The sequence below is a fragment of the Bacillus cereus group sp. N31 genome (assembly GCF_016483245.1).
Lineage (GTDB): Bacteria > Bacillota > Bacilli > Bacillales > Bacillaceae_G > Bacillus_A > Bacillus_A toyonensis.
Genome location: NZ_JAEHCH010000012.1, coordinates 89447 through 114556 on the forward strand (window position 1 = coordinate 89447; position 25110 = coordinate 114556).

The window sequence follows — 25110 nt, forward strand, 5'->3', positions numbered from 1 at the left end:
TGCATAATTACATATCTAATTAATTACTTTTAGTGTTATATTTTAATAGCGATGAATGCTATTATTTCATAAGTTGTCAACAAGCGTTATGTATGTATGAGAAAAAGGAAGGAGTCAAATAGGACCCTTCTTTTTTTCTTCCAATTAAACAAATTGCTCTCTGGTAAAAATTTAAATAGTGATGCTAATTCACAGGCGTCTAATTATTGCTGGTATAACCCCTTTACCTATTGTGGCAATACTTACGAGAAGTAAGTACTCTTTTATTTACGGTACAATGGAATTATTATCGTTTATTTCTCAACATTTAACATATTGAATTAAATTCTCTTTATTGCTATTATAATGGTGACAGTTTGTTTTCTAGTGCTTTAATTGAAGGGCCTGATTTAATACATCAGGTCCTTCTTAATTTTCTCACTAATAAGATAATATTTTTCAACTAGATAGACATATGTTATTTTATAAAGACTCTTAACTCATAAAAACCTACCTTTTTTATGAGCATGCTTATACGCTTATTCTTCCTACTTGCTATGAAATAAAGGTTTCGTTTTTTGTACACCTAAATTTTCATAAACACCCCATTTATTTCAAATTCATTCTAATCTTTAATCAGATATAACCTTAATAAGCTAGCAAATCCCTAAGTCTTAAATACCAGATATGAATATAAACAATTAATAATATATTATTAAAATTAAGATACACAAATGTGGAACAAATTAAAATTTTACACAAATCTTTAGAATAACAAGATTGTTTTCTTCTCATTTCTATAGGATTTTTGTCCGTTTTTCTGCAAAAAATTAAACTGCTACGATGATTGCCTTGTTAATTCTCCATTTGTTTATCAAATATTGATAAACAAATGGAGAATAGTAGAAACACAAATAAGACTCCTAATCGAATGCACGTATAAGTGGCATATTAGTTTTTCTAATTTTACAGAATCACAATAATCAATACCTTAAAAATAAACTTCATTTTTAAAGATCTATTAAATTTGGAACAAATAAATAAAAATCATGTATTTGTTCCATCTAAACCTATTCCATAGGTATAATCATTATTCTCACATACTTCAACTTAAAAATTTCTCACTATGCATGTCATATTTTAATTGAATTGTTATATCTGCTACTTGTACAAAAACACTTGATTAGAATTTAAATTTGCTAAATATTCTAAGATTTGAAAATGGTTATTAGCAAATTTAAAATAACTGAGATTCTATAGACCTTTTAAAAGTACTAAGTAATTATAAATAAAAAGAGAAGAACCCACCATAGTTCTTCTCTTTTTATTTATAAATTTAGGGTTTTCATATCTATTGATATGAATAGCAGTAAATTAATGGATGAATAATTTACTAACAAAATTATAACATGTTAAACAAAGGCTTTTATATGCAATATTGCATATAAAAATTCAATTTTCAAACAATCACATATTATAAAATAACAACTCAATTAGTTGTTATTTTATAATTAAACAGATATTGAACTACTCACCACTTAACGTCCTAACGGACTGTTTGAAGTGGGAGATTCCTGCGAACACCGATTATCCACCGGTTATCTTAGCAGGCTCTACCCGTAGTCCCTACGTTGAGAACATAAGTATCTTGTACGTTAACTCACCACACTCCCTACTTTAGCTTGGTTTTCGCAACTTCGGCAAGTGTGGGCGATAGAACGTTGAAGATTTTACGGTTGCAACGTTTTTCTGCAACCAACCTCATATCTTCAGTTTTCAAAGAGCAATCTGTACAAGTAAATGATAGCAAACATGTTGGCCTATGCCAACCGACATTCATCTCCCACCTAAAAATTGGTGTTTCACGCCTTCACATTTTTGAGGAAGGAGTCTTCTGTCGGAAAACGATAAAAAAGCAACTCGGATTGGGGTTCGAGTTGCTTTTTTAAATAATGCTTATATATGTATTATAACATTTTGCGTAATAAATCCAATATCAAGTGACTAACTTTTCTTATTTCTCAATATTTTCAGTCTTATAAAATTGTTCTTTATCTTTTGGAAAACTATTACAATTACCAAAATCTATTAAATTTTTTCAATAATATACTTCTTAATGAATGATAGAATGTTATACTATTTCATGAGTATAATTGCTTTTACAATTTGCTGAAAATAGATACTCAATAACTTTTGATCATCCGATGCTTTTTTCATAATATAAATTCCTCCTTTTAAAATTTTTTACCATATAATATTTTATATCTATATCTGAATACCTTTATAATACTAAACCCTACTTCGACTTACCATTTCACCTGTAATGGAAAAAGGTTATATTTTTTCTATTTGAAACTAATTTGAAAGGATTTTTTATCAAATGAAAAATACCGTTATTCAAACTAAATCCACTAACATGATTGGAACGGAAAATAGCAATAAAGAAGCAACTACAAATTCTTTACAAGCAATATTAGAAATAAAAGTAAAAGAAGGACAATTCCAGGAATTTATGGATTGTATACAGCTTGAAACAAATATTGAATTTTGTTATAGAGTTACAGGAAAGACTGACTTTATTGCTAAAATCATAATAGCTGATTTGAGAGAATTAGAAGAATTTGTTGATAATTATATTTCTGTGGCTCAAATAGTATCTAATCTTATAATATTCAAAACAAATACTAATTATGATTTGACAGAGAATTAAGGTTATAAGCGACTTTTCCTAATAATAAACACCATAACTAAAAACTACACTCCTAACAATTTGGGTGTAGTTTTTTGACGATATAAATTAAATTTAAGTCACCACTCTAAAACATAATATAAATACATTACTACACAAAATGCATAGTAAAATGGATCTAATACTCTCATATCTATATAAGGAATTAATGTTGATATTGTTTCATTTGAGAAATCTATTAATAGATTAGTTGAAATTTAATTGCTTATTTGAATTGGAATTAGGAAATGATATTGACTATTTTAATTATAATTAAAGACGAACTAAAAGAAATGAGTACTGTATAATACAGTACTCATTTCTACATAGTTATTTATAAGTTGTTTCGACGTTATAAAATTCACTTCATTAGCTATTCTTTTCATTTAATACGCTACTATTAAAATGATTTCGGAGCAACTTCTTGTTGTAAAACCTCTATTTTCTTTCTATGATTTAGTTCGTTAAGATAAATTACCATCATAGTAGCAGCAACAACCGTACCTATCACTCCAAACAGATGGCCTGCATTCATAATCCCAATCCATTGAATAGGTAATGCTAATGATAAAGGTAAAGCGGCTTTGGTAAACTGGAATGCTAGTGTAGATCGACTAGACCAAATAACCGTTTCTTCTTTTGTTTTAATAAAGTCAAACATGACAGTTCTTTGATTGATACGTGAACGATTAAAAACAAAACCAAGCATAAATGAAACGGCAATTGCTAGATACCAGGAATGCACTAATCCTAAAGTAATATCAAAAACAGCAATTAATAGAAAAATTGACCTTGGAATAAATTTTTCAAATTTCCCAACAAGTGTAGCTAATAAAGCCCCTAAACCTGCTGCAGCACTAACAAATCCATACTGCATAGGATCCCAACGATATACATCGTGAAATAAAATTGGTACTAAAAAATTAAATGATGCAAGTTGTATTGTTAAAACAGCAATACCAGTAATTGTAATCCATAATATTTTTGAATTATCTATTGGATTTATTTTTTCAATATGATTTGATACAGGTTTTTTATTTTGCTGAACATCTTTACTTTTTAATAGCGGCATTAGAAGAGGTAAAAATACCCCAATACCTAAAGAGAATGCTAAACCATAAAGCACATTATTAAATCCACCTACATTCATCATAAATCCTGCTATTGCGTTCCCACCAAATGCTCCAATTTGTATTGCAGTTTGTAACATATTTGAAGCCTTTCCTGCTGGAATTTCTCCTGATAATACCATTTGAGACATATAAGTTTCCAAGCTTTGCGTAGATAAAAATAAAATAATAGAAAAAACACCTGCAAAAATATATAAAGTAAAAACATTAATATGCTCACTATTTAAAAGACTTATTATAATCAGAATAATACCGATGCAACGGACACCAGAGAAAATTAACAATGGACTTTTTGTTAACCACATCTTAAGACTTTTCGAATACTTTTGCATAAAGAATGGTAACAAACTCATTAATGTTAATATAATTCCTAAATGAGTAACTGATCCCCCTTTATCCAAAATTGTCCAGGTTAGAGTTACTGTTAACATACCTTCCCCACAAAGAGTCAGCGCCAATAGTACTATAAATATAAATTGAATTGGCATTATACATTCCTTCTTTCTTATATCGGTTGTTTGACCTTAAATTTGTTTTAACTTGTTTAAAGAAAGGGATTTGGAAAATACATAACAAAATTGCACATTGAAAATATTCTGTTATATCCGCCCTAAATACTATTAGATTGCTATTTAAATACTGTAAACAATCCAATCACTCTTATTTGCTTTTTGTTTTTTATAGAAATTTTGGGCAACTATATTATCTTTTGCGGTAACCCATTCCATATATGCATAATTATTGTCTTGGACGTACTTTTTACAAGTATTAAATAACATATCCCCAACACCCAATTTTCTATAATCAGGGATAACAAATAAATCATTTAAAATCATTGCTCTTCCCATACTTAATGTACTGAAAGTGGTATATAAAGTAGCAAATCCTACTGGCTCTTTATTAACCGTACAAACGTAGAATAATCCCAAATCTTTATTTTTTATTATCGTATTTACTAATGTATCTAAAGAACTTTTTTCATGCACAGGTTTTTCATAGAATTCCATATACATTCTAATTAAATTGATAACAGTCTCTCTATCATCATAGGTCGCTTCAAAAATTTCAATATTCTCGAGATTGTTCATAGTCTTTTCTCCCCTTATACTCCAGTAATCATTTTCGCTATTCTCTTACCAATACCAGGAGCCAACTTTACTCCACCACCACTCCAGCCAGTTGCAACGATTAAGCCTTGTGCTTGTGGAAATTGTTCTATAATTCCTCGATTATCTGATGTATATGCATCAAAGCTTCTTCTTCCACCTATAAATAATTTTTTATTTAGATATGGTAATCTATTTTTTGAGTTTTGAAGCATTTCTTCAAAGTCATTTGGGTCAATTGACATTTTTTTGTCCGGATCAATATCATACTTATCTACTGGATATCCTACTAGAGAAGTACCTAGATTATCAGGTCTGCCATATAATCCAGTACTATCATCTATAAAAATTGGATGGTCTGTTTGTCCTATTCCATCAAAGAAATGAATTTGAATAATTTTACTTCTTACTGGAATTTTAATGCCTATAGTATCTAATATATTTCCACTCCAGGCTCCAGCTGCAACAACAACATGTTTACAATGTATAGTCCCATAGGAGGTTTTAACACCTACAACACAGTTATTATCCATTAGAATTTCTTTCACTTCGATTCCTTCACAAGCTAATGCACCTTTAGTTCTAGATGTTTCAATCCATGTATTCGTGGCTAACGATGGGCTAATGTACCCTGCTTGTTCCTCGTAAGCCACACAGCTGTTTTTAGGGAAATTTATAAATTTAAATTCTTTCTTTAATACTTCAGGTGAAAGGATACTAATTTTATGCCCAGATTTTTCAAGTTCTCCAATTTGCTTTTCCATTTTTATATGTTGTGTTTCATTTTCAACATATAACATTCCAGTCTGCTTAAATTTAACCTCTTCACTAATACTAAAAAAATCATTTATTCCTTCTTTTGCTATTTCAGTTAGATAAGGATCATTATGATAGACCCTTATAAAACCTCCGGATTGGCCTGTTGATCCACTACTAAAGGAATTTTTCTCTAATAAAATTGTATTTGTAATATTTTGCTTGGTTAAATAATACTGTACAGCTGCACCAATAATACCGCCGCCAATAATAACTACATCAGCTGAATGTTTTATGATAATTCACCTCAACAAAAGATTTATCAATAACTTGTGCAATTATCCATGAAGCTCCTAAACGATCTCCATTGCTTGAAAATTTAATTGTAGAATTGCCTGTTGCTAATTCACTAATTAAGTTTTCTACATTAGATTCAATACATTCTAATAGATACGAAGCTGCAAGAAATGATGTTTCTACATAATCCTCTTTTGCTTTTATGGTAAAAGCATCGTTAGAATAATCTTGGGCTAATTCTATAAATTCATCTACATAAGAATCATCTGAAGCTATAAAAATCCCTTTATACCCTCTCATCCTTAGTTCCCTTAGATAAGTTGCGGAGTTAAAGTGTGTCCCAGCAAAGAATATTGCATCGCTATGCTTATTATTTTCACTATTAAAATCTTCAATTCTAGTAACTTCTTTAAATAAAGAATTTGCACTTTGATACAGTAAATCTGCTAGGCTTTTCCCGTAAAATGTTTCATCAGAAACTGCTATAATCGTTTGAATATCTTTAGTTTTCAAAAAATTAATAACAGTTTCAGCTTGTACCAAATCATTAGAACAAAATCTAAATACTAATTCCTCGCTATTAAGCGTAACTTCTAAATTAGTTGATGCAGGAACTAAGAATGGAATTTTCGCCTTGGAATAAAACGGTATTGCTTTTAAAGCACATGCACTATTAAAGTGTCCAATTACAGCAACAACCCCTGATTCAATCATTTTTTTAGAAATATCTTTGATGGTATTTGGATCTCCTTTATCATCTTGATAAACCCATTCGATGTTATCAGCATAATTTAACTTCGCACGATTTACACCCTCAATTAACATTTGTCCGTATACAGACCTAGGACCTGAAAAAGGGCCTACTACTCCAATTTTTATTTTCTCTTTCATAATTTGAGCTCCCTACATATTTTTTATTAGGAAATATGAGGAGGTAAGTACTACCTCCTCATATTATCAAATATTCTGAAGATAAAAACTGTCGTTTGTTTTTGAAAAATAATTCTCTTGAAGATCCACTTTCTGTCCAGCAGGCAAAAAGCTTACTTCCTCATCCAACTGCATGTCAACATTAAATCCCAAATCCCCCCATAGCATTTTACCAAATGTAGGCATGATTGGGCTAGAAAATATTGCTAAAATTTTTGCAGTATATAATTCTAGGGCAATAGCAGTATTTCTTCTTTGTTGATTATTCTTTAATACCGTTAAAAATTCTTCTCCTGCCGAGAATTTTTTAGCAATTCTGACTAATTCATTTAATAACCTAACTACCTTTTGCGGTGAAAATGTATTTGGTTCATATGCATTCATAATTTCATTCATAATTCGATTTACATGTTGATAATACATTAAATAGTTACCTGATAGTGTCTCTAATTCTGGAGCACCATTTGGAAACTCTGCTTCTAACTTGCATTTTAAATCATGTAACCATGATCCCCATTCTTGGTTTAAGTTCGTATCTACAATATGATTAAATTCTTCCATAGTGAAGTTTGTTTCAACCGTTTCCGGTCTACTATAAGATAAATAGTACCTTACAACATCATGTGAAGCATTTTCTAATAATTCTTTGCCCCATACAGCATGTCCCCTGCTTGTTGAAAACTTAAGCCCCTCTAGTTGATAAAATTCATTTGTTATCATTGTTTTAGGAAGAGTTATATCTTCACTATATGCTAGCCAAATAGCTGGGAAAAGCACTGAATGGAAATAACCATTATCATATCCAAAGAAATTAATGATAGTTGTATCTTGATTATTCCAAAAATCGCTTAACGTATACGAAAGATTTTTATCCTGAATTAATTCGTTTGTTGCAGATAAATATCCAGGTGCCATTTCAAACCATACATATATAGTTTGATTTTCATATCCTTCTACCGGAACTGGAATTCCCCAATCAGATACATGTGAAATAGGAATATCAGGAAAATCCTCATCTAGCATTCTCTCACATAATGCGGTTAGATGTGGCCCTATTTTTAATTCTTTGTAGTACTGTTTTAATTGTGTTTTATAATTACTTAATGGGAAAAATAGTTGTTTAATTTTAGATTTCTCTGGTTCGCTGCCACAACATTTACAGCTTGGATTTAATAAATCTATACACAAATTAGGTCTACCACATTTTTCACAAGCGTTGCCATCTGATAATTCATCACAATGTGGACAATTACCTCTCACATAAGCTTCATAAAGGTGCTTATCGCATTGCTTACAGAATAGAATATCGACTTCTTTTTCTACTAATTTACCTTCATTCCACAGTTTTTCAAAAAACTCTTTAACAAACTCGATATGGAATGTTGAAAAATGAGGTTTTACAAAAATATCCGGATTAATTTCTGCTAGTCTTAATGTTTTTTCAATTTCATTAGCAAAATGATCTGCCGTTTCTCTAGGAGATTTTTCTAATTGTCCCGCCTTAAACGGCACATAGCTTTGATGATCATCCGCTCCACTCATATAAAAGACTTCATTTCCTTTAAGTTTTAAATATCTAGTTAAAATGTCAGCTCCTGTATATGGACCAGATAGGTGCCCCACATGTAAATCACCATTAGGCGTTGGTGGTGTGGCCGTTATTAAATATTTCTTTTTACCTGAATCTAACTTCTTGCTATTTTTTTTACTAAAAGTATTTTCCCACCATATGGTGAAGAATATCAAATTTTCATCTGATGTATTTTTCAAACTATGTTCTTCAAATGGTGGAATAAAGATGGCGTCCCCTTGCGTAACAGGTTCTTCTTTTTTACCCACTTTAACTATTCCTTCACCCTTAAAGATAATAAAAGTTTCAACTTCATGATGTCCATGAATTTTAGAAATTTCTCCAGGTTCTATGATTCCCCACATTGCACCAAATGGTGAATCATATAATTTATTAGAATGCGGAAATAATCGTTGACACATAATATCATATTCATTTGTGAAAATCTGTGGATTTATCTTTTCAATATGCATCTTTAGACCCCCTATATTATGAAACCACGTTTTTAGTTTTTTCTTCTGTTAATGAATTATTTTCTTGTACGGTTTTTAAAATCTCATTTGATCGAATAGATAAATTGGATAATAAAGTGTCACTCAGTCCATGAGTGCTTTCATTTACACCCTGCAAATAAATACCAGGTTTAAATTTATCCGTTGTTTCTAAACGATAATTTCGGGAAACTTCAATATTATCTGAAATGTACGAGTTAAGATTTTTTAATAAAGGATGGTTCTTTTTACTTTCGTACCCAGTAGCAAGAATTACAGCATCAGCTTCAATAACAACTTCTGTATGTTTTACTATGTCTTTGTAATAAACAACCGCTTTATCAGACAGTGTTTTTATCTCCGTTAATTCTAAAAATGGCTTTATTCTAAAACGATCTTCTCCATGAAATTTTTGGTTATATAAAGCTTTATTAATTTGGCTTATTAAACTTCCATCCGCAGCTGCATAATTAGTATCACTGTGGTGTTTTAATAAAGCATCTCGATTTTTTTCTGGTAAAGAATAAATAAAGTCAATCATATTAGCGTCAAATATACGATTAACAAGCTTACTTTCATTTACAGCTTTATATGAGAAAGGTCTCATCGTTGCCGTAATATCTGATTTCGGATAATTATTGATTAGATGGAAAAATAATTCAGCTGAACTTTGTCCCGATCCTACAACTAAAAACTTATGAGCATCATTTTGTTCAAAGTTATTAATTTTGTTTTTAAATTGACTTGAATGAAATACTCTACTATTATTCATTTCAATATTTATTGGCGTTCTTGGTGTTCCACCCGTAGCCAAAACAATATTTTTAGTAATATAGCTCTCTAATTGATTAGTTTTTGTATTTTGCACAATAACTTCTAATAATTCGACAGAATCTTCAGACATAATAGGGTCTACTGAAATTACTGTTCGACTATAATAAACGTGTTCTTCTAATTGAGAAGCAACCCAAGACATGTAATCATTGTATTCAAGTCGTGACGGATAAAACTCTGAGAGATTAATAAAATCGCTTAGTCTTTCATTTTCATGTAGATAATTTAAAAAGGAGAATTTACTTTTAGGATTTTTTAGAGTTACAAGGTCTTTCAAAAATGAAATTTGAATATTTGTATTATCTAAAAGCATCCCCGGATGCCATTGATAGTGCGTTTTTTCTTCTAGAAAAATTCTTTCCATTGAATTATTTTCTTCTTCAATAGCAGTTGCTAAAGCTAGGTTCGCTGGCCCAAATCCAATTCCAATAACGTCATAGATTTTATTATTCATTTGACTCGTCCTTTTCGTTTTTTTAAATTCTCGTATATAATTTTGCTTTTTTATATTTTTTATATTTTTTTATAGTTTTTTTATAGTTTTTTTATAGTTTTTTTTATAGTTTTTTTATAGTTTTAAAAATAATTTCAGAAAAAATCTTATTTAGACATAGTAACTTTCTTACTTAAAAGTTCAGTGATAAGTTCAATTGTTGTGTTGACAGTAATATTATCCTTGTCTAATATAGGGTTTATTTCCGTGAACTCTGCAGCTACTAGGTTTGTATTATTTCTTAGCATATCAATTGCCTCTTTTGTATCATCTAAACTTAAACCATGTGGAACTGCCAATCCTCCTCCAGGAGCAAATTCAGGATCTAAAGCATCTAAATCAAATGTTAGATGAACTGCATCTGTATTATTATTGAGAATCTTAATTGCTTTTTCCATAATACTTTTTATTCCTTGTTTTCTCACATCTTCTGCTGTAAAAATTGTTACTCCTAAATTTTTGAGAAACTCTTCTTCCCCCGGGTCTAAATCACGAATTCCTATTTGTACGATATTCTTTGGATCAATTTTAGTTTCTTTCTCTAGAAAATCTTTAAATTTTTCGTTACCGTATCCTAAGAGAATTGCTAAAGACATCCCATGAATATTACCAGAAATCGATGTTTCAAATGTATTTGCATCCCCATGAGCATCAAACCAGATTACTCCCAATCGTGGTATTTTTCTAAGAATTCCAGTAACAGTACCAATTGCAATACTATGATCTCCTCCTAAAACTAATGGGAAATGCCCTTTTTCCAATTCGTTCTCAACTGTCGAAGCAATATTTTTACATATATCAATTACTTCATTTGAAAACTCTTGTTTGACAATTCCATAATTTTCATTATTGGTTGAAGGAAGAGAAATGTCTCCTAGATCAACAAAATCAATTCCGATTTCAGTTAATTGTTTAGACATACCGCCATATCTTACAACATATGGTCCAAGGTCAACCCCTCCTATACTAGCTCCGAAGTAAGTAGGTGCTCCCAAAATAGATACTTTCTTATTCATAATATTTTCCACTCCATTTCTATAAGAATACACATATGATTACTAGGTTTTAAAATGATACTATTAAATAATTTATCGATAAATCTAGCGGTTATATTCCTCATTAAAAACAAGGAATATAACAACCAGGTTTACTTAAGTTTTTATGCATGTACCGGAATTTCTAATTCTATATCTAATTGATTATCTAATACTCTAGCTCTTTGGCGCAATTTTTCTACATCAGATTTATCATTATATGGTGCTCTTAATGAAAGTAAGCCCGTTATATCAAATCCTTTTGGAGCATGATATACTTCAGCTCCTACTTTTGCTACAGGATAGTAAGCCTTATACTCTGGCTGTTCAGCAACAATTCCCAATTCATTTTTCTTTATAATTCCAGATCTATATACAAATTTAATACAAGTACAAGATTTTGGTGTTGTAGATCTAGTTAAGAAGAATTCCATAATATCCCCTTTACAATCTAATAAACCAAGAATATTAACGGCTACTAAATCAATTCCATGTACATCACGTATATTACGATAAACATGTCCGCCACTGATTCTAGTACTAAATTCTACAACTTTAAAATTCCCTTGCGTATCTCGGCGTAGTTCTACATTAAATAAACTGTTTTCAATAGCTAATTTTCCACATATTTCTTTAGCAATATTAACAACTATGTCTTCATCTACACCAACATACGGTAAAGTGTATTCATCTTCCTCGAAATATGGACCCATCATTTTATTTTTATTGTGAATTCCACCAAGGTAAAATTCTCCATTTAAAACGACTCCATCAACTGTAATTTCTTCACCAATCAGAAATTCTTCTACTAATGCCACACATTGTTGTGTTTGGTTAAAGTAGAATCCTTTATTTGTTTTAGAAAGATTAATAATTTTTTCTAATGAATTATTCAATTCTTCTAAGTTGTTAACTAAATATACAGATTCACTGCTAGCAGCCATAGTAGGCTTAATGATTACAGGGAAAGGAATATTTTCTATTTCTTTCTCTGCATCCTCTATAGAATTAACTTTTGCAAATTTAGGACTAGCAATAGAATTCTTTAACATAAATTCTCTCTGCTTTGATTTATCTCGAGATGTCGTAGCAGCTTCAACAGATAACGCTTTATTCCCAAAGCGTTCATTAATTTTAGCAGTTAAGACAATATCAGTTTCTTGCCAAGTGACAAAAAAGCTAATTCCTATATCTTTTCCTTTTGCAAAAATATAATTTTCAGCATCTATTTCAGAAGCCTCTTCAAGTACAATTACTTCTTTAAAGCGCGCATCCATTGTTTTACTTGGTACACTCGTAAACAAGTAAAGTTCATCAGATATTCTTCCTGCAGTTTCAATATGATCACCATGAATGCTATAACCTTTTCTCATGATGATTCCAATTTTTTTATTTTTCATATGTAATCTCCTTTTCTTCTCTGTATATCTTGATATCACGTTGTAATCGTATACTAAAACTTTTAATTGTTCAATAGATTAGAAATATTTAGAAATATTTTCCCGTAAATATATTTTTATGTAAAAAAATACTAAAAATTCCCAAATCAAAAGTCATACAACTAGATATTTTTACTTAAGAAAAACAAACAAGAATTCATTAAAACGCCGTAAAGTTTACCTTTTTTAAACATAAATTTACTATTTTTAACATTTATGTTTTTTTCTATTGATTATTATTTATTGAAAAAATTTATTTTTCTTTAATGGAATTACATACTTGCCTATAATTAGTTGTTGTCTAATTTAAACAAACTTGATAAAAAGATATTTATTTTTACCTTTCTTATTATGCAATTATCGTTGTAATTAAAAATCTTTTTCGCAAGAGTATTCAGCAGGTGCAAAGAAAACTAGTACCGTGAGATCTTCTTCAATAGTATGAAATCTATGTTTCATGTTAGCCTTTACATAAATAATAGAACCAGATTCCACAAAAATATTTTCACTCTCTACTTCAAGTTGTGCTCTGCCATTGATAATATAATATACTTCATCTTCTGTATGTGGTTGTTGCATATCTAAAGATCCTGCTTTCAATTCATAAATCCCCATACTTAGATCCGTTTCATGCAAAAATTCATAATAATTTTTGTCTATATTTCTTTTTTCTCTTAAAATCTGTGTAAGTTGATAATTTTTCATTTGCTATCCTCCTAATGTTATAAAATTCTAGAATCAATTAACTTAGTTAACTTAATAAAAGGAATATATCAGGTATAATCTAAATTCCTTTACATGTGTCTAAAGAATTAATTAAAGATATATAAACTGCCAGCATAACAAAAAGAGATAGAAATAGTCCTATCTCTTTTCTACATAAAGGCCATGCTTACAGATTATCCTTTCATTTCAAATTTAATTTTAATAGGGGAAATCTTAATATTCAATCTCTAAAATATTTTCTCAATATGTATAATTTAATCTTTAATTTATACTATAGTTAATTCTATTTTTAACACATTATCCAAATATATGGTGTCTTCTCACTCTTATGAAGGATATTAATTCAAGGATCACACCGAGATGAATTTATTACCAGCATTGTAAATAAGTTCTTGAATGAACTATCTATTTTTCCTTACATATAATACTTCTTATCAGATATCGCGCTTTGTATAACAAAGTACTAGATAATATCTTCTTGTTTTAATTTACCTTTAACCTTTTATTATAATCCGTAAAATAAAGAAACAATATATGTACTAATAACATACCTAACAATCTTAATTATAAGCAGTCTTGTGAACTATAAACATCAAAGAGGAAGCTGTACGCATAGTAGTATAAATACCCTGAAACAAGGGGATTTATTCGGTTTTGTTAAGATTAATTCGGAGGCTATTAAAAATAAAAATTAACCAAAGTAAATACTACCGAGTATTGGGTAGTTCATATAACCATTCCGTAAAATCTATAGAAATTGAAAGGAGATAAATACATATGAAAAAAATGAATTTCATTAGATCACTTATACTTATATTCACAGTTATAGCTCTAGGAGCATGTAAAGATGCAGAACTCAACAATTCACTAAATTGGGATGTACAAAAGTTCTCATTTACAGATCAAAATGGGAAGCAATTTGGATCAGCTGAGTTACAAGATAAAATTTGGGTAGCTGATTTCTTCTTTACAAGTTGCCAAACAGTTTGTCCACCTATGACAGCAAATATGGCAAAAATCCAGAGAATGTTGAATACGGATGGGATTAAAGATGTAGAGTTTGTATCATTTAGTGTTGATCCTGAAGTAGACACACCAGAAAAAATAACAGAATTTATGAAGGTCTATGAAATGGATGGAAATAGGACTCATTTCCTCACGGGATATAAAAGAGCAGATATTGAAAAGTTTGCTAAAGAAAATTTCCAATCACTTGTAACTAAACCAGAAAATGACACACAAGTTATACATGGTACAAGTTTTTATCTGATTGACAAAAATGGAAAAGTTCTAAAAAAATATTCAGGTGTCGAAAATACTCCTTATGACGAAATTGTTCAAGACATTAAAAAAATTCGATAAAAAAATTCTATTAAGTCAATATTTAGAGGAAAGTGAAAGTTTACTTTCGTTTTTTTAACATTTACAGCGAAATTTGTAATTACTTTCTCAATATATATACTATTGTTGATTATGGTTTTAATATTAAGAATCAGCAAAAATCTAAGCAAAATAAAAATATAATGGTTATCCTTTTTGTTTACTCCTTGTGCTTAAGATAAGATCGTGTTCGCCGATCTTATCTTTTTACTTTGTATACTTTTGATACAAAAAAGAATCCTTATATAATAAGAATTCTGTATCTGGAACTAAAAATTTTTAATAATTCAGGAGATTATTTGTTTGTAGACCACTTGCTTCCTACTATGAACCATCGACAGTAAATTTATCTGTTGAAACAATCTGCCCCCGTTAGGGAACCCTACTTTTTAAAAATATAGTAGAGAAGATGGATATGATGATTAGTCTAGTTACTACGTACATGAGGATTGAATTAGGATCTACGGAAGAATTAAAAGAACTTCAGAAAGAAATTATTCATGCTCAATCATATCGAATGAATTTTTATATATTTTGAAGAGTTTACTTTGCGGTTCATAGCAAGAATCCTGTCATTACCCCACCAAAGTAGAATACTCCCGCTATAATACTTATTATCATTTTCACGTTCCCTTACGTTTCCCCTTATAATTCTGATTTACACCCAATGATTGAAGCTGAATATTCAATTCCATTTACAATTACTTATGTTCGATATTGTACTACAACCTCTAAACCCTTTAAACGAAACTTCTTTACAACTTTATTATCACTTTGTTCTTCTTTACAATACATTTAATCTATTAAGATTTAAAAAATTATACAACAAAAGAGTGACTCGGTTTAGAATCACTCTTTTCAGCTACCTCTTAACTTCATACCATTTATAAGTGAGTTCTTCACCAAACTCACTTGTGACAATCTCTTTGACCGATGAATGTTGCAACTAAGAACGGCCTATTCAATATTTTCTATTCAAATATGGTAGAATGAAAATATATCCAAAACGGAGGGAAAACAAATGAACTCAAACACAAAACAGTTTATTTATGATATCCAGCAAAGAAAAAACAATTATATAGAAAATATATTAATAGCAATACAACATCCTGAAAAAGAGCATTCTGAACAGGTCATTCAAAATATAGTAGAGAAGATGGATATGATGATTAGTCTAGTTACTACGTACATGAGGATTGAATCAGGATCTACGGAAGAATTAAAAGAACTTCAGAAAGAAATTATCCATGCTCAAGCATATATCCAAAAAAGAAAATTTGAAGAAACACAGAGATAAAATCCTGTGTTTTTATTTGGACGTCTATGAAACCAATTTGTTATAAATCAAATTAGATGTAATTTAGTCATTTTTTTGGCATAATCCATACAATTTGTTGAATTCGTACAATATACGGTACCGTATCTTCAATGAGCAAATGATCTGGTTTATCATCTTTTAACTTTCCTCTTACATTACCTCTTACAGTTTCAATAACCACATATTTACCAATTACTGATTGTAATGTCTGATATACGTAGGGATTAGTTGTACTTACCATATGTTGTTCACTCAAGTCATTTCCTTCCGAATAACTCATTCTATAAGACTCCTTTCCAATTTGCATTCTTTCTCCTGATATATGATATAAATAGAAGGATACTTCATTATAGGAACGGAAATAACATTTTAATAAGATACGGTTTCTATTTCTAAATTGCTAAAACATTATTTATATAAAGTTACTTTTACTAGTTAATAGGTGATGATAAAGGAATATTTTGAATGTACATCTAGTTTGTTCCTTTCAGGATATGTATCATTTTAAATACGCCCTTTATTAGAATAGTACTCATACTTTTTTTGAGATTCTTTCGTAATACGTGCGTTAAGTAAAATTGCTAACAATAAAAACACTCCATATTTTCCGCCTGTAGCTCCTATGATAATTACACTACTACAAACAAGCACAATTAATAGGATAAATGAAACTAAATAAATACGGTCATAATTCTTTGACATCTTCTGGTATTTTATGCGTTCTTTCCTTGCATCCATCTAAATTCCTCCTTTAAATTATCCATTTCACTATCAAATAAATCTCGCCCTTAAAAAGGAAACAATATATCGTTATATAAATTAGTTTGTTTTTTTATCAACTAATTTATATAACGTAAAAAGAAATCCTACCAATATTAAGCTTTCCACCATGATAATCCCGACCCTCTCCTTCCTATTAACCCCAACACATCAGATAAAAGTTATCTATATCGCATTATTAGCTGCAGCAAACAAAAAGGATCCTCCCTTCTCTTAAAGGCTGATCCTTTTCTTCTCGCATGCAACTATTTTTAGCTATTCTTGATTAATTAGAATAACAGCTGGTCCATCTACACGAATTCCACCAACTTCAATCTTTTCATAAGGCTCAACTGTAATAGAGATGATCCCTTCTCGCTTCTTTAATTCATTACTTAATTCTTTTGTTAACATTTTTTTCATGTGTGCACTCCTTCTTACTGCTTAATTTTCTATTTGTATGTAAATAAAATTTAAAATGGTTTCCTAGTCTGGAAACCATTTTTTGTAGTTGACCATATGGTGTTACCAGTTCGTTTATCAATTTTACGTAAAGAAGATAAACAATTACTATTCACTGTCTCAGTAGATGTAAGGAACTCTAAAAGATAGCGGTGAGATTGATTGTTTTTTCTTCTAGAAATAATGACTTAGATAGTATATTACCTAAAACAATGAAAGCCCTACCTCTCTTTCATCCTTACGGCTCCTTGTCCGTGCCAGTGTGAATCAGGATTGCAAAAATCAAGTTACTATTTAATCGAGTTATTTGATGAAACTTCGAACGTTCGTAAAAGAAATTTAAAAATAAAAATGAATTAGATTGAAGTAATAACAAAAGAGGTATCTACTCTAAAAGTGAGCTGAAGAAGTTGAATGTCTTTGAAATAATTTACTTTTAATAATCATCATATACCCAGAAAGTTCAGGATATTCCTGGGGGATGTCATACATTATTTATAATAAATCTTAACAGAAACTTTTTATTTGTTTCTCAGTGATTCCTTTAATTAATTCTAGCTCACTGACCAAAAATTTATATGCATCATCCAACAATTTTTTTTCGCTTGTATTCAGTGCTTTTTCCTTCTTCATACGGATTAAATCACGTATAACTTCAGCACCTTCTTGTATTTCACCCGTTTTTATTTTATCCGTGTTTACTTTATGCCTTTGTTTCCACGGCAGTAATTCATCTGATTCTCCATGCTGAAAAACTTGTATAATGTGCGTTAATGCAAGTATATCAATAACTGGGCGTATATTTGAACTCAATATTTTACCCGTAGGAATCATGACTTGCATATTACTGATTGACATTTTTATAACATAATACTGTTGTTTTTTCCCTGAGAATTCTTTTTCTTCTATGGCTTCAATTATACCTGCTCCGTGCATTGGATAAACAATGTTATCGCCAATTTGAAACATATAATCCACCTCCATATGTGGTAACCTTCTCAAGCTTAACACACATGTTATTTTTTATCAAATATTTAATAATATCATAACTCTATTTTTCGTGTCAATCACTTTTTCTTCGGAAGTTAAATCAAGTAAAACAGCCGCAAAATAATAGAGAGCGTTCCTGATTTCCAATAGAAGAAAAAGGAATTCCCACGCGTATATTCTGAAATCTCTACCCATTAACGTAGATCAGTTTTTCCTTGAAAACGGCCAAATCGATCCCGTATTTTTTTCAATCTTATATGGTACTCCAAAATCTCAATTCTTGCTTTTTCTGCTAGAGGGGCAATTGGTCGTAAGTCTTTTAACCCCCAATACTCAACCACTACATCAAGTACTTGATCAAAATATTGTAGTGGTCCATAGTTTGCTTCTTTTGCAATCACAGCCATTCTATTTTCAAAATCAGGCATGACGGCACCTGGCATTTTAAAATTCTTAATCACATTGGCAATATGGTAGCAATAATTAGGTTCTAATTCCAAATGTGTTCGAATGACGTCTCGATAAAACGCATAATGAAGAGTCTCATCTTTGGCGAGACGGCGTAATAATGTAGCAAGATCTGGATCATGCTTACTTGCAACCTTAGCTACATTATTGTAAAACACCATCGTTGCAAGTTCTTGTAGCGTCGTATACGTCATGGCTTCGATTGGTGTATGAAAATCAGGCTCAAATCCACCCTCAACGACTGATTTTCTTAATTCATGTATTCGTTTAGGATTCACACTTCGAGTGAGTAGCAAATATGTCTCCAATAAATTCGAATGTTGATCCTCTTCTGAGGTCCAAGTATGAATAAAGTCTGTAATAACAGAAAGGGAGCCTTTAAAAGTCGCAGATAAATACGTTGTAAACCATGGTAAATTCACTTCTGTTAATAAAGCTGTTTCAATGGCTGTAATTACACCAGATGGAAGAGTAACTTGACTTTCATCCCAAGGAACTCTTTTAAAGTCCATTCCCTTATCCCATGGTAAAAACTCATGATAACCCCAGTCTATCTTCTATGCTCTTATTTTATGTTGTTCATACAGTTCTTTTAAACGTGGTTCTAATTGGAAATCTAAATCATTTGTTAGCATATAAGTGCCCCCTTTTCTTATCATATAAATAGTCATTCTATATTTACTCTTAAAATTTTCTACAAATAAATATTACGTTCCTTTTTTAAAGTCAAACATAATAAATTTGTAACAAAATTCTTTAAGAGCGCTATTTTTTTATATAATTTTTTCATATAAAAAGGGATACTGAGGATAACATTCATGGATGAAGATACTTGTCATGTTTTAAATCTTGGTGAGTGTAAAAAGGTGCAAGCCTATAAAGAATCGTTTTATAATAAAGATTGATAGTATTTTATACACACTATCAACTTATTTAGATGTAAAATCCATTTAGCGCTTGAAAAACAAATAAAGTTGATGAGATAGCCTTAAACGACAATTCCCAACAAGATTAATATACATTGGCTAAGTTAGACCGAATTTTGTGAAACAGTATATCACACAAAGGAAAGAGGCGATAAACATGGAGTCAACGGAAGCGCATATGAAGGAAAAACAACGCAGAGAAAAAATAGAAATAATATTCAGCCATATGGTAAAAGGAGAAGGTTATTTTCACGGTTCTTCTTATAAATGGAAAAACATTGTATATCAAAATTATAATCGAATACAACAAAAAGAGTTGGAAATCGAACAAATCATTTCAGAAATGGAAAAAGAAGGGGTCAGTTTTGCGCAGCATCGTTCACTCATACACTATCCCGTCATTGATTTTGTAAAATATATAGCTAAGATTTATAAGGAGCCCCTCAAATACAATAATCATATTTAAAATAAACCTTTATAAAATGTTTATTTTAAGAGATTTTTAACTATACCCCAAAAAAAATATAATATTCTTTTTATTCGCAATCCTATTTATTTTTGTTATAATATCAACTATAACGTATTATATTCGTTTGTATATCTTCATATTTTGGGAATTTTATTGCACAAAAAGACAACTCTTAATTGGAGTTGTCTTTTATTTTTTTCGATATACATAATACTATTCTGATGCAAAAAATCAAAGATTCTTACAAGTATAGAAAAAGTAAGGTTTTTCATAGTAGAGATGCTACTTTATTTCCTTATATTCCTTCATTATTTTATAAAACGTGTTTTTCTTTAGCTCCAACATTTGCATAAACATGATAGCTGTTGTTTCTCCACTTTTCCATTTCGAATAAGTTTCTTCTATATAGGGTTACGGCTACATGCCCATCAACTTAAGAGTTCAGAATTAACCCCAAAACGAAAAAATGAGCTTTTTTGTTACAAGTTAGCACAAAATTTCGTTCTGGGGGAACTATAAAATTTTACAATAACGAACGTTTCTAAGAAAGATTAAACGATTTAAGCCCATTGGAATAAAGGGTTCAAGCCGCTTAAAGTATTTTTATTATTTCCACTGTCTACTTGACAGGGAGCTGTTTAAGATTAATTCAAATGGGTTCTTTTCTTTTGGAATGAACTTGAGTTTTTATAAAAAAATTTGATTAAAACTCAATAACATTTGGATTTATGCATATTTTCTTCGGATTTTGCCAACCACCAATAACAATAAGGGAATCCCTAGCTCATAGACGGGAAATGCAATTGGAATTACGAAAAATATGTAGTAATAATGGGTAAATGTCTGGATATTTTTAACTGATACAGCTAAGATAAACGAAATTGGAGCAAGAACCCAAGCTACTTTTCGCCAATCCTTCAAATGAAACATTTGTGCTGTTCCATAACAAGCTAGAAACATGTATAACGCCAGTTTAACAAAAATACTAAAAAACCAAATAATAACAATCAAAATATCCACATTTTGAATGAACTCCATGACGGATATGTACCGGCTCAAATCGTAAACCGGATACAAAAAGCTTGAAGGCAAATTCGGACCAAATGTTAAAATGACCGCTAATGTTCCAATCGTTACCATGAAAACGGCCAGTCCTACTCCCCACATCGCCCGCGATGACGCTTGTTCTGGTTTGTCCATAAAGAAAACAAACATCATCATCATGACAGCCTCCCCGAAAAATGCAGCTACAGGAGTATAGGAGCCTTTAAGTATGGGAAGCCATCCAGAATCATGATAAATAGGCCGCATATAATTCCAATTCATATTGCCAACATTCAAAATGATTACAAACGTTATCATTAAAAGTACAATTGGCCCTATGATTTCACTTAAACGTCCAATACCTTCCACCCCGCCTTGGTAAATAATAAAAATGAGCAATAACATTGCAGTCAAGACAATAACCCACAAAGGTGTATTATGAAACAAAGCGATAATAATGAACTCACCAAATTCACGGACGGTTATCCAAATTATCATGTACCATCCAAAGAAGTAAGGAATCATCAGTAGCTTTCCTATCCATTTACCAAGAATGGTTTGACTAAATTCAATTAGCGTTTGTTTCGGATAGAGCGAACCAAGTGTAGTTGCCAAAAAAGTAAGAGCAACCCCTATCCCCCCTGCAATCAAGATTGAAATCCATGCATCTTGTTTGGCAGTGCGAATCGTCGCTGGAATAACTAGAAGGAGTGATTGTCCCACTTCAAATGTGAACATCATCCAAAAGATTTGCCTGCCAGAGATTTTCATTGAATTTCTCACACTCTATATTCCTCCTTATTTTTTTATTTCATTTTTCTTTAACTGCAACGGTGGTCCAGTCAGTCCTACTCGCCGAATAGTAAGCTTTGTATGAACAGAAACCTGCACTTTTCGAAATTGTTTACTCCAATTCTTTTTTAGCCCTTTCCATTCGGATGGATATTTTCGATGAATGGCTTCCCCAAATCCAAAGATATCGGTTCCGTATTGTTTTTGAACCTTTTTAATAGTTTGGAGAGCTTGCTTTTCAGATTGTTTTTCCAATACATGTTCTAAAAGAGTTATATTTTTTGGCTGCGAAAGATCTAAATTCGTATTATTCTCCTGAATTGTTCCTTCGCCAGAAAAAACAATATCACACTTAATTGTGTCCCCTTGTATAGTAGGTATAATTTTTCTATTGATTTTTGTCATATATAAACTTGCACTACCATTTCCTTTAGAGGCGCTTGCTGTAACCGTCTGTTTACTTAAACGATTCACTATCCAAAGAGTAGTTAACCATTCCTGCATGTTTATATACCCTACCAATTTGAAATCGTTGTTAAATATAGCACCCCCTACAATTTGAAACCCTTTGACCTCGTTTTTACCTTTTTTATGAGACATATTTAGTTTAATAACAGGCAAAATTGGGGTGATTCCATCACTCGTACCAGCAATAAGAAAATTTAATAAAGACATGTCTCCCAATGCCTCTATTTGCGTATGCTCTTTAAGTGCCCCAAGTGCCGGGATAGACTCTAAAGGGAGGGATGCTTTCAGAAATTCTTTTGCAGTATTCCCCTTTATTACAAACGCACCTGCTCGTAATCGAATATCCGGATCGCGGCTATATGCATCTAAAACTGGCGTGAGACCATTTTTAGCCATTTTTTCTCCAATCAATATTACACGCTGGTGCCCTCGAAAGATTTCTCTCGACATTTTTGTTTGCATCATTTGTACAGCTTCATGTGTATCCCTTCCAGTTCCGGATTCTATAAAAACCGCTTTTCCTGCATTACTTCTTCCGCTCTGTCCCATTCCCATTTTTGATGGGATGATAAACTGAGCGCTAATTTCAACCTTATTATTCTTCGCTTGATCAATTCCCCATCCTAATTCAATTGCCAGATCATTTAACTCCGTACGATCCCAGCAGCCCGTCAAGAAAAATAAAGAAATGACCAATATCATACAAAATGCCTTGTACAGGCTCATTCTGTTTCCCCTCCCCGTTTCGCACCTGGCTTTTGTCCATCTGGAAAACGGACTTTTTCTTCACCAGATACCATTATAGGACGGTGCGTCATGTTCCAACGAGGTGTTCGAAGTAAAACATCCTTTAAATCACTCGGAGTCTGAGGCGCAACCGGACTTAAATACGGAATGCCAAAAGAACGAATGTTAGTTACATGAATCAAAATCGCAAGAGTGCTTATTGCAATACCATATAGCCCAAGCATCCCCGCCAATAACAGCATCGGAAAGCGTAACATCCGGTAAGCGGTTCCTAAGTTGTAGCGCGGGAACGCAAACGACGCAATACCGGTTGTCGCAACAACAATGACCAAAGGTACCGAAACAATACCTGCTTGCACCGCAGCTTGTCCGATAACAAGTGCTCCCACAATGCTAACTGCTGATCCAATAGGTTTTGGTAACCGAACGCCCGCTTCCCTCAAACCTTCAAATATAAATTCCATCATTAGCGCTTCTATGACAGCCGGGAAAGGAACGCCTTCTCTCGCAGCTGCAATACTAATAAGCAAATTTGTCGGAATTAATTTCGGATGAAAGGTTGTAATAGCGACATAGAGAGACGGAAGAAATAATGAAATATTGATTAATATTAAACGTATCCATCGAATAAAAGTTGTGTAGATGGAGCGTTCATAATAATCCTCCGCTGCTTGCAGACCTGTCCAAAATGTCATAGGAACGATCAAAACGAAAGGTGTGTTATCCACTAAAATGGCTACTTTCCCTTCTAATAGACTTGCACACACTGCATCTGGCCGCTCGGTATTTTGAATTTGCGGAAAGGGAGAAAAAGGTTGATCCTCGATAAACTCTTCAATGAAAGCTGAATCCAACACTCCATCAATTTGAATTCGCTGTACCCTTTGGCGAACTTCGTCCAAAACCGAATAGGGAGCAATCCCCTCAATGTAGGTAATCACCACATCTGTCTGTGATAATTCCCCAATCGTATAGGGTTCCATTTTTAGTTTTTGGCTCCGAATTCTTCGGCGAATAAGGCTCGTATTGACTCTTAACGTTTCTGTAAAACCGTCCCGAGGACCGCGAACAGAGATTTCGGCAGCAGGCTCTTCAATACTACGTTTTTCAAACCCTTTTAAATCCGCAATCAGGGCTTGACTCTCTCCATCTGTTAAAATGACGATATTTGCTTTCAATACTCCCTCTATAACTTCACGAAGTTTAGAAACCGTCTTTACTTGAGAAACAGCAATAAGCTGATTTTGGATGATTTCCCCTACTGAATCCAAACCCTTTAATCCACCAGGCATACCTTCGAACATCATTGGTTTCAAAACAACCTGTTCCAAAATCTTAGTGTCAGTTAATCCGTCTATATAAATAAAAAGAATTTTAGTTTGACTATTTATTATAATTGGACGAAAAACAATATCGGAACAATTTTCAAAAACTTGTTTCAAAGCTTCTTCATTCGCAGATACACTCTGTTCAAGTTCACGATCTTGATCATTTTGGAGCAGCATACTTGCACTCTCAAGTTCCTGAATATCTTTTTTAAAACGCTTTATCATACGAAGTTTCTTCATCATACTACCCCATTTATCGAACGGTTTATGTTTTTTATAAAAAGTAGATTTTCTATATTTGGACCTTAAAGTTAATGAGTCCTTGTTAGCAAATTTTTATATACCTTCCCACCTAATGGTTTTGAACAAATAATGATTTTCGGAAGGTAAAATCATTCGTCTGCAAAATACCAAGAAGAAAATACACCATCGATATCTTTCTTAAA

At 31.5% G+C, this 25110-nt stretch carries 20 protein-coding genes and 2 pseudogenes; 4 read left to right on the plus strand and 18 right to left on the minus strand.

Annotated elements, in window-relative coordinates:
* Positions 1-2359 precede the first annotated feature (2359 nt).
* The gene (locus JDS81_RS16290) at positions 2360-2689 is read left to right on the plus strand and encodes an Lrp/AsnC family transcriptional regulator (RefSeq protein WP_000799644.1); all 330 of its coding nucleotides are present in this window, start codon (positions 2360-2362) and stop codon (positions 2687-2689) included.
* Between the two features lie 418 nt (positions 2690-3107).
* Here JDS81_RS16290 and JDS81_RS16295 read toward each other — a convergent pair whose 3' ends face one another.
* From JDS81_RS16295 to JDS81_RS16335, 9 genes are all read right to left on the minus strand, one after another.
* Positions 3108-4325 (minus strand): MFS transporter, encoded by a 1218-nt coding sequence (locus tag JDS81_RS16295; protein WP_001122312.1) that lies wholly within the window; start codon positions 4323-4325, stop codon positions 3108-3110.
* Positions 4326-4469: 144 nt separating this feature from the next.
* The gene (locus JDS81_RS16300; RefSeq protein ID WP_001061014.1) at positions 4470-4925 is read right to left on the minus strand and encodes a GNAT family N-acetyltransferase; all 456 of its coding nucleotides are present in this window, start codon (positions 4923-4925) and stop codon (positions 4470-4472) included.
* 14 nt (positions 4926-4939) lie between these two features.
* A complete protein-coding gene (locus JDS81_RS16305; protein ID WP_306475193.1) occupies positions 4940-6001 on the minus strand; it encodes an NAD(P)/FAD-dependent oxidoreductase in 1062 nt (353 codons plus the stop codon).
* The gene (locus JDS81_RS16310; protein ID WP_199688565.1) at positions 5979-6887 is read right to left on the minus strand and encodes a branched-chain amino acid ABC transporter substrate-binding protein; all 909 of its coding nucleotides are present in this window, start codon (positions 6885-6887) and stop codon (positions 5979-5981) included. The genes JDS81_RS16305 and JDS81_RS16310 overlap by 23 nt, the downstream gene beginning before the upstream one ends.
* Before the next feature lie 66 nt (positions 6888-6953).
* Positions 6954-8969, minus strand: coding sequence for a class I tRNA ligase family protein (locus JDS81_RS16315; RefSeq protein ID WP_199688567.1), 2016 nt, complete (start codon positions 8967-8969; stop codon positions 6954-6956).
* A gap of 16 nt (positions 8970-8985) precedes the next feature.
* A complete protein-coding gene (locus JDS81_RS16320; protein WP_097954543.1) occupies positions 8986-10275 on the minus strand; it encodes a lysine N(6)-hydroxylase/L-ornithine N(5)-oxygenase family protein in 1290 nt (429 codons plus the stop codon).
* 146 nt (positions 10276-10421) lie between these two features.
* Positions 10422-11330 (minus strand): arginase, encoded by a 909-nt coding sequence (gene rocF / locus JDS81_RS16325; protein ID WP_001036986.1) that lies wholly within the window; start codon positions 11328-11330, stop codon positions 10422-10424.
* A 143-nt stretch (positions 11331-11473) separates the two neighbouring features.
* Complete coding sequence (locus JDS81_RS16330) at positions 11474-12748, minus strand: ATP-grasp domain-containing protein (protein ID WP_097954542.1); 1275 nt, start codon at positions 12746-12748, stop codon at positions 11474-11476.
* Between the two features lie 408 nt (positions 12749-13156).
* Positions 13157-13492 (minus strand): cupin domain-containing protein, encoded by a 336-nt coding sequence (locus tag JDS81_RS16335; RefSeq protein WP_000800967.1) that lies wholly within the window; start codon positions 13490-13492, stop codon positions 13157-13159.
* A 798-nt stretch (positions 13493-14290) separates the two neighbouring features.
* On the opposite strand from JDS81_RS16335, the gene JDS81_RS16340 reads away from it, so the two are divergent.
* Both JDS81_RS16340 and JDS81_RS16345 read left to right on the plus strand, forming a co-directional pair.
* Positions 14291-14875, plus strand: coding sequence for an SCO family protein (locus JDS81_RS16340; protein ID WP_097954541.1), 585 nt, complete (start codon positions 14291-14293; stop codon positions 14873-14875).
* Positions 14876-15914: 1039 nt separating this feature from the next.
* A complete protein-coding gene (locus JDS81_RS16345; RefSeq protein ID WP_097954540.1) occupies positions 15915-16190 on the plus strand; it encodes a hypothetical protein in 276 nt (91 codons plus the stop codon).
* A gap of 67 nt (positions 16191-16257) precedes the next feature.
* On the opposite strand, the gene JDS81_RS16350 is transcribed toward JDS81_RS16345, so the two are convergent.
* The 5 genes and pseudogenes from JDS81_RS16350 to JDS81_RS16370 all read right to left on the minus strand — a co-directional run bounded on the left by JDS81_RS16350 (position 16258) and on the right by JDS81_RS16370 (position 19525).
* On the minus strand, positions 16258-16491 hold the full coding sequence (locus JDS81_RS16350; RefSeq protein WP_097954575.1) for a YuzF family protein: 234 nt from the start codon (positions 16489-16491) through the stop codon (positions 16258-16260).
* A gap of 224 nt (positions 16492-16715) precedes the next feature.
* Positions 16716-16949, minus strand: coding sequence for a hypothetical protein (locus tag JDS81_RS16355; RefSeq protein ID WP_097954539.1), 234 nt, complete (start codon positions 16947-16949; stop codon positions 16716-16718).
* Between the two features lie 297 nt (positions 16950-17246).
* Positions 17247-17393 (minus strand): BC1881 family protein, encoded by a 147-nt coding sequence (locus JDS81_RS16360; RefSeq protein ID WP_000738547.1) that lies wholly within the window; start codon positions 17391-17393, stop codon positions 17247-17249.
* A 546-nt stretch (positions 17394-17939) separates the two neighbouring features.
* A complete protein-coding gene (locus JDS81_RS16365) occupies positions 17940-18401 on the minus strand; it encodes a CarD family transcriptional regulator (RefSeq protein WP_179864520.1) in 462 nt (153 codons plus the stop codon).
* A gap of 215 nt (positions 18402-18616) precedes the next feature.
* Positions 18617-19525: pseudogene (locus JDS81_RS16370) on the minus strand (acyl-ACP desaturase).
* 448 nt (positions 19526-19973) lie between these two features.
* On the opposite strand from JDS81_RS16370, the gene JDS81_RS16375 reads away from it, so the two are divergent.
* Positions 19974-20282, plus strand: coding sequence for a hypothetical protein (locus JDS81_RS16375; RefSeq protein WP_000446158.1), 309 nt, complete (start codon positions 19974-19976; stop codon positions 20280-20282).
* Between the two features lie 285 nt (positions 20283-20567).
* On the opposite strand, the pseudogene JDS81_RS30450 reads toward JDS81_RS16375, so the two are convergent.
* The 4 genes and pseudogenes from JDS81_RS30450 to JDS81_RS16390 all read right to left on the minus strand — a co-directional run.
* A pseudogene (locus JDS81_RS30450) lies at positions 20568-20690 on the minus strand (recombinase family protein); the annotation flags it as partial.
* Positions 20691-21011: 321 nt separating this feature from the next.
* Positions 21012-22100: a GerAB/ArcD/ProY family transporter gene (locus tag JDS81_RS16380; RefSeq protein ID WP_098145873.1), complete on the minus strand. Its 1089-nt coding sequence runs from the start codon at positions 22098-22100 to the stop codon at positions 21012-21014.
* Between the two features lie 27 nt (positions 22101-22127).
* Positions 22128-23315: a Ger(x)C family spore germination protein gene (locus JDS81_RS16385; RefSeq protein ID WP_097955214.1), complete on the minus strand. Its 1188-nt coding sequence runs from the start codon at positions 23313-23315 to the stop codon at positions 22128-22130.
* Complete coding sequence (locus tag JDS81_RS16390) at positions 23312-24907, minus strand: spore germination protein (RefSeq protein WP_199688569.1); 1596 nt, start codon at positions 24905-24907, stop codon at positions 23312-23314. The genes JDS81_RS16385 and JDS81_RS16390 overlap by 4 nt, the downstream gene beginning before the upstream one ends.
* Between the last annotated feature and the right edge of the window lie 203 nt (positions 24908-25110).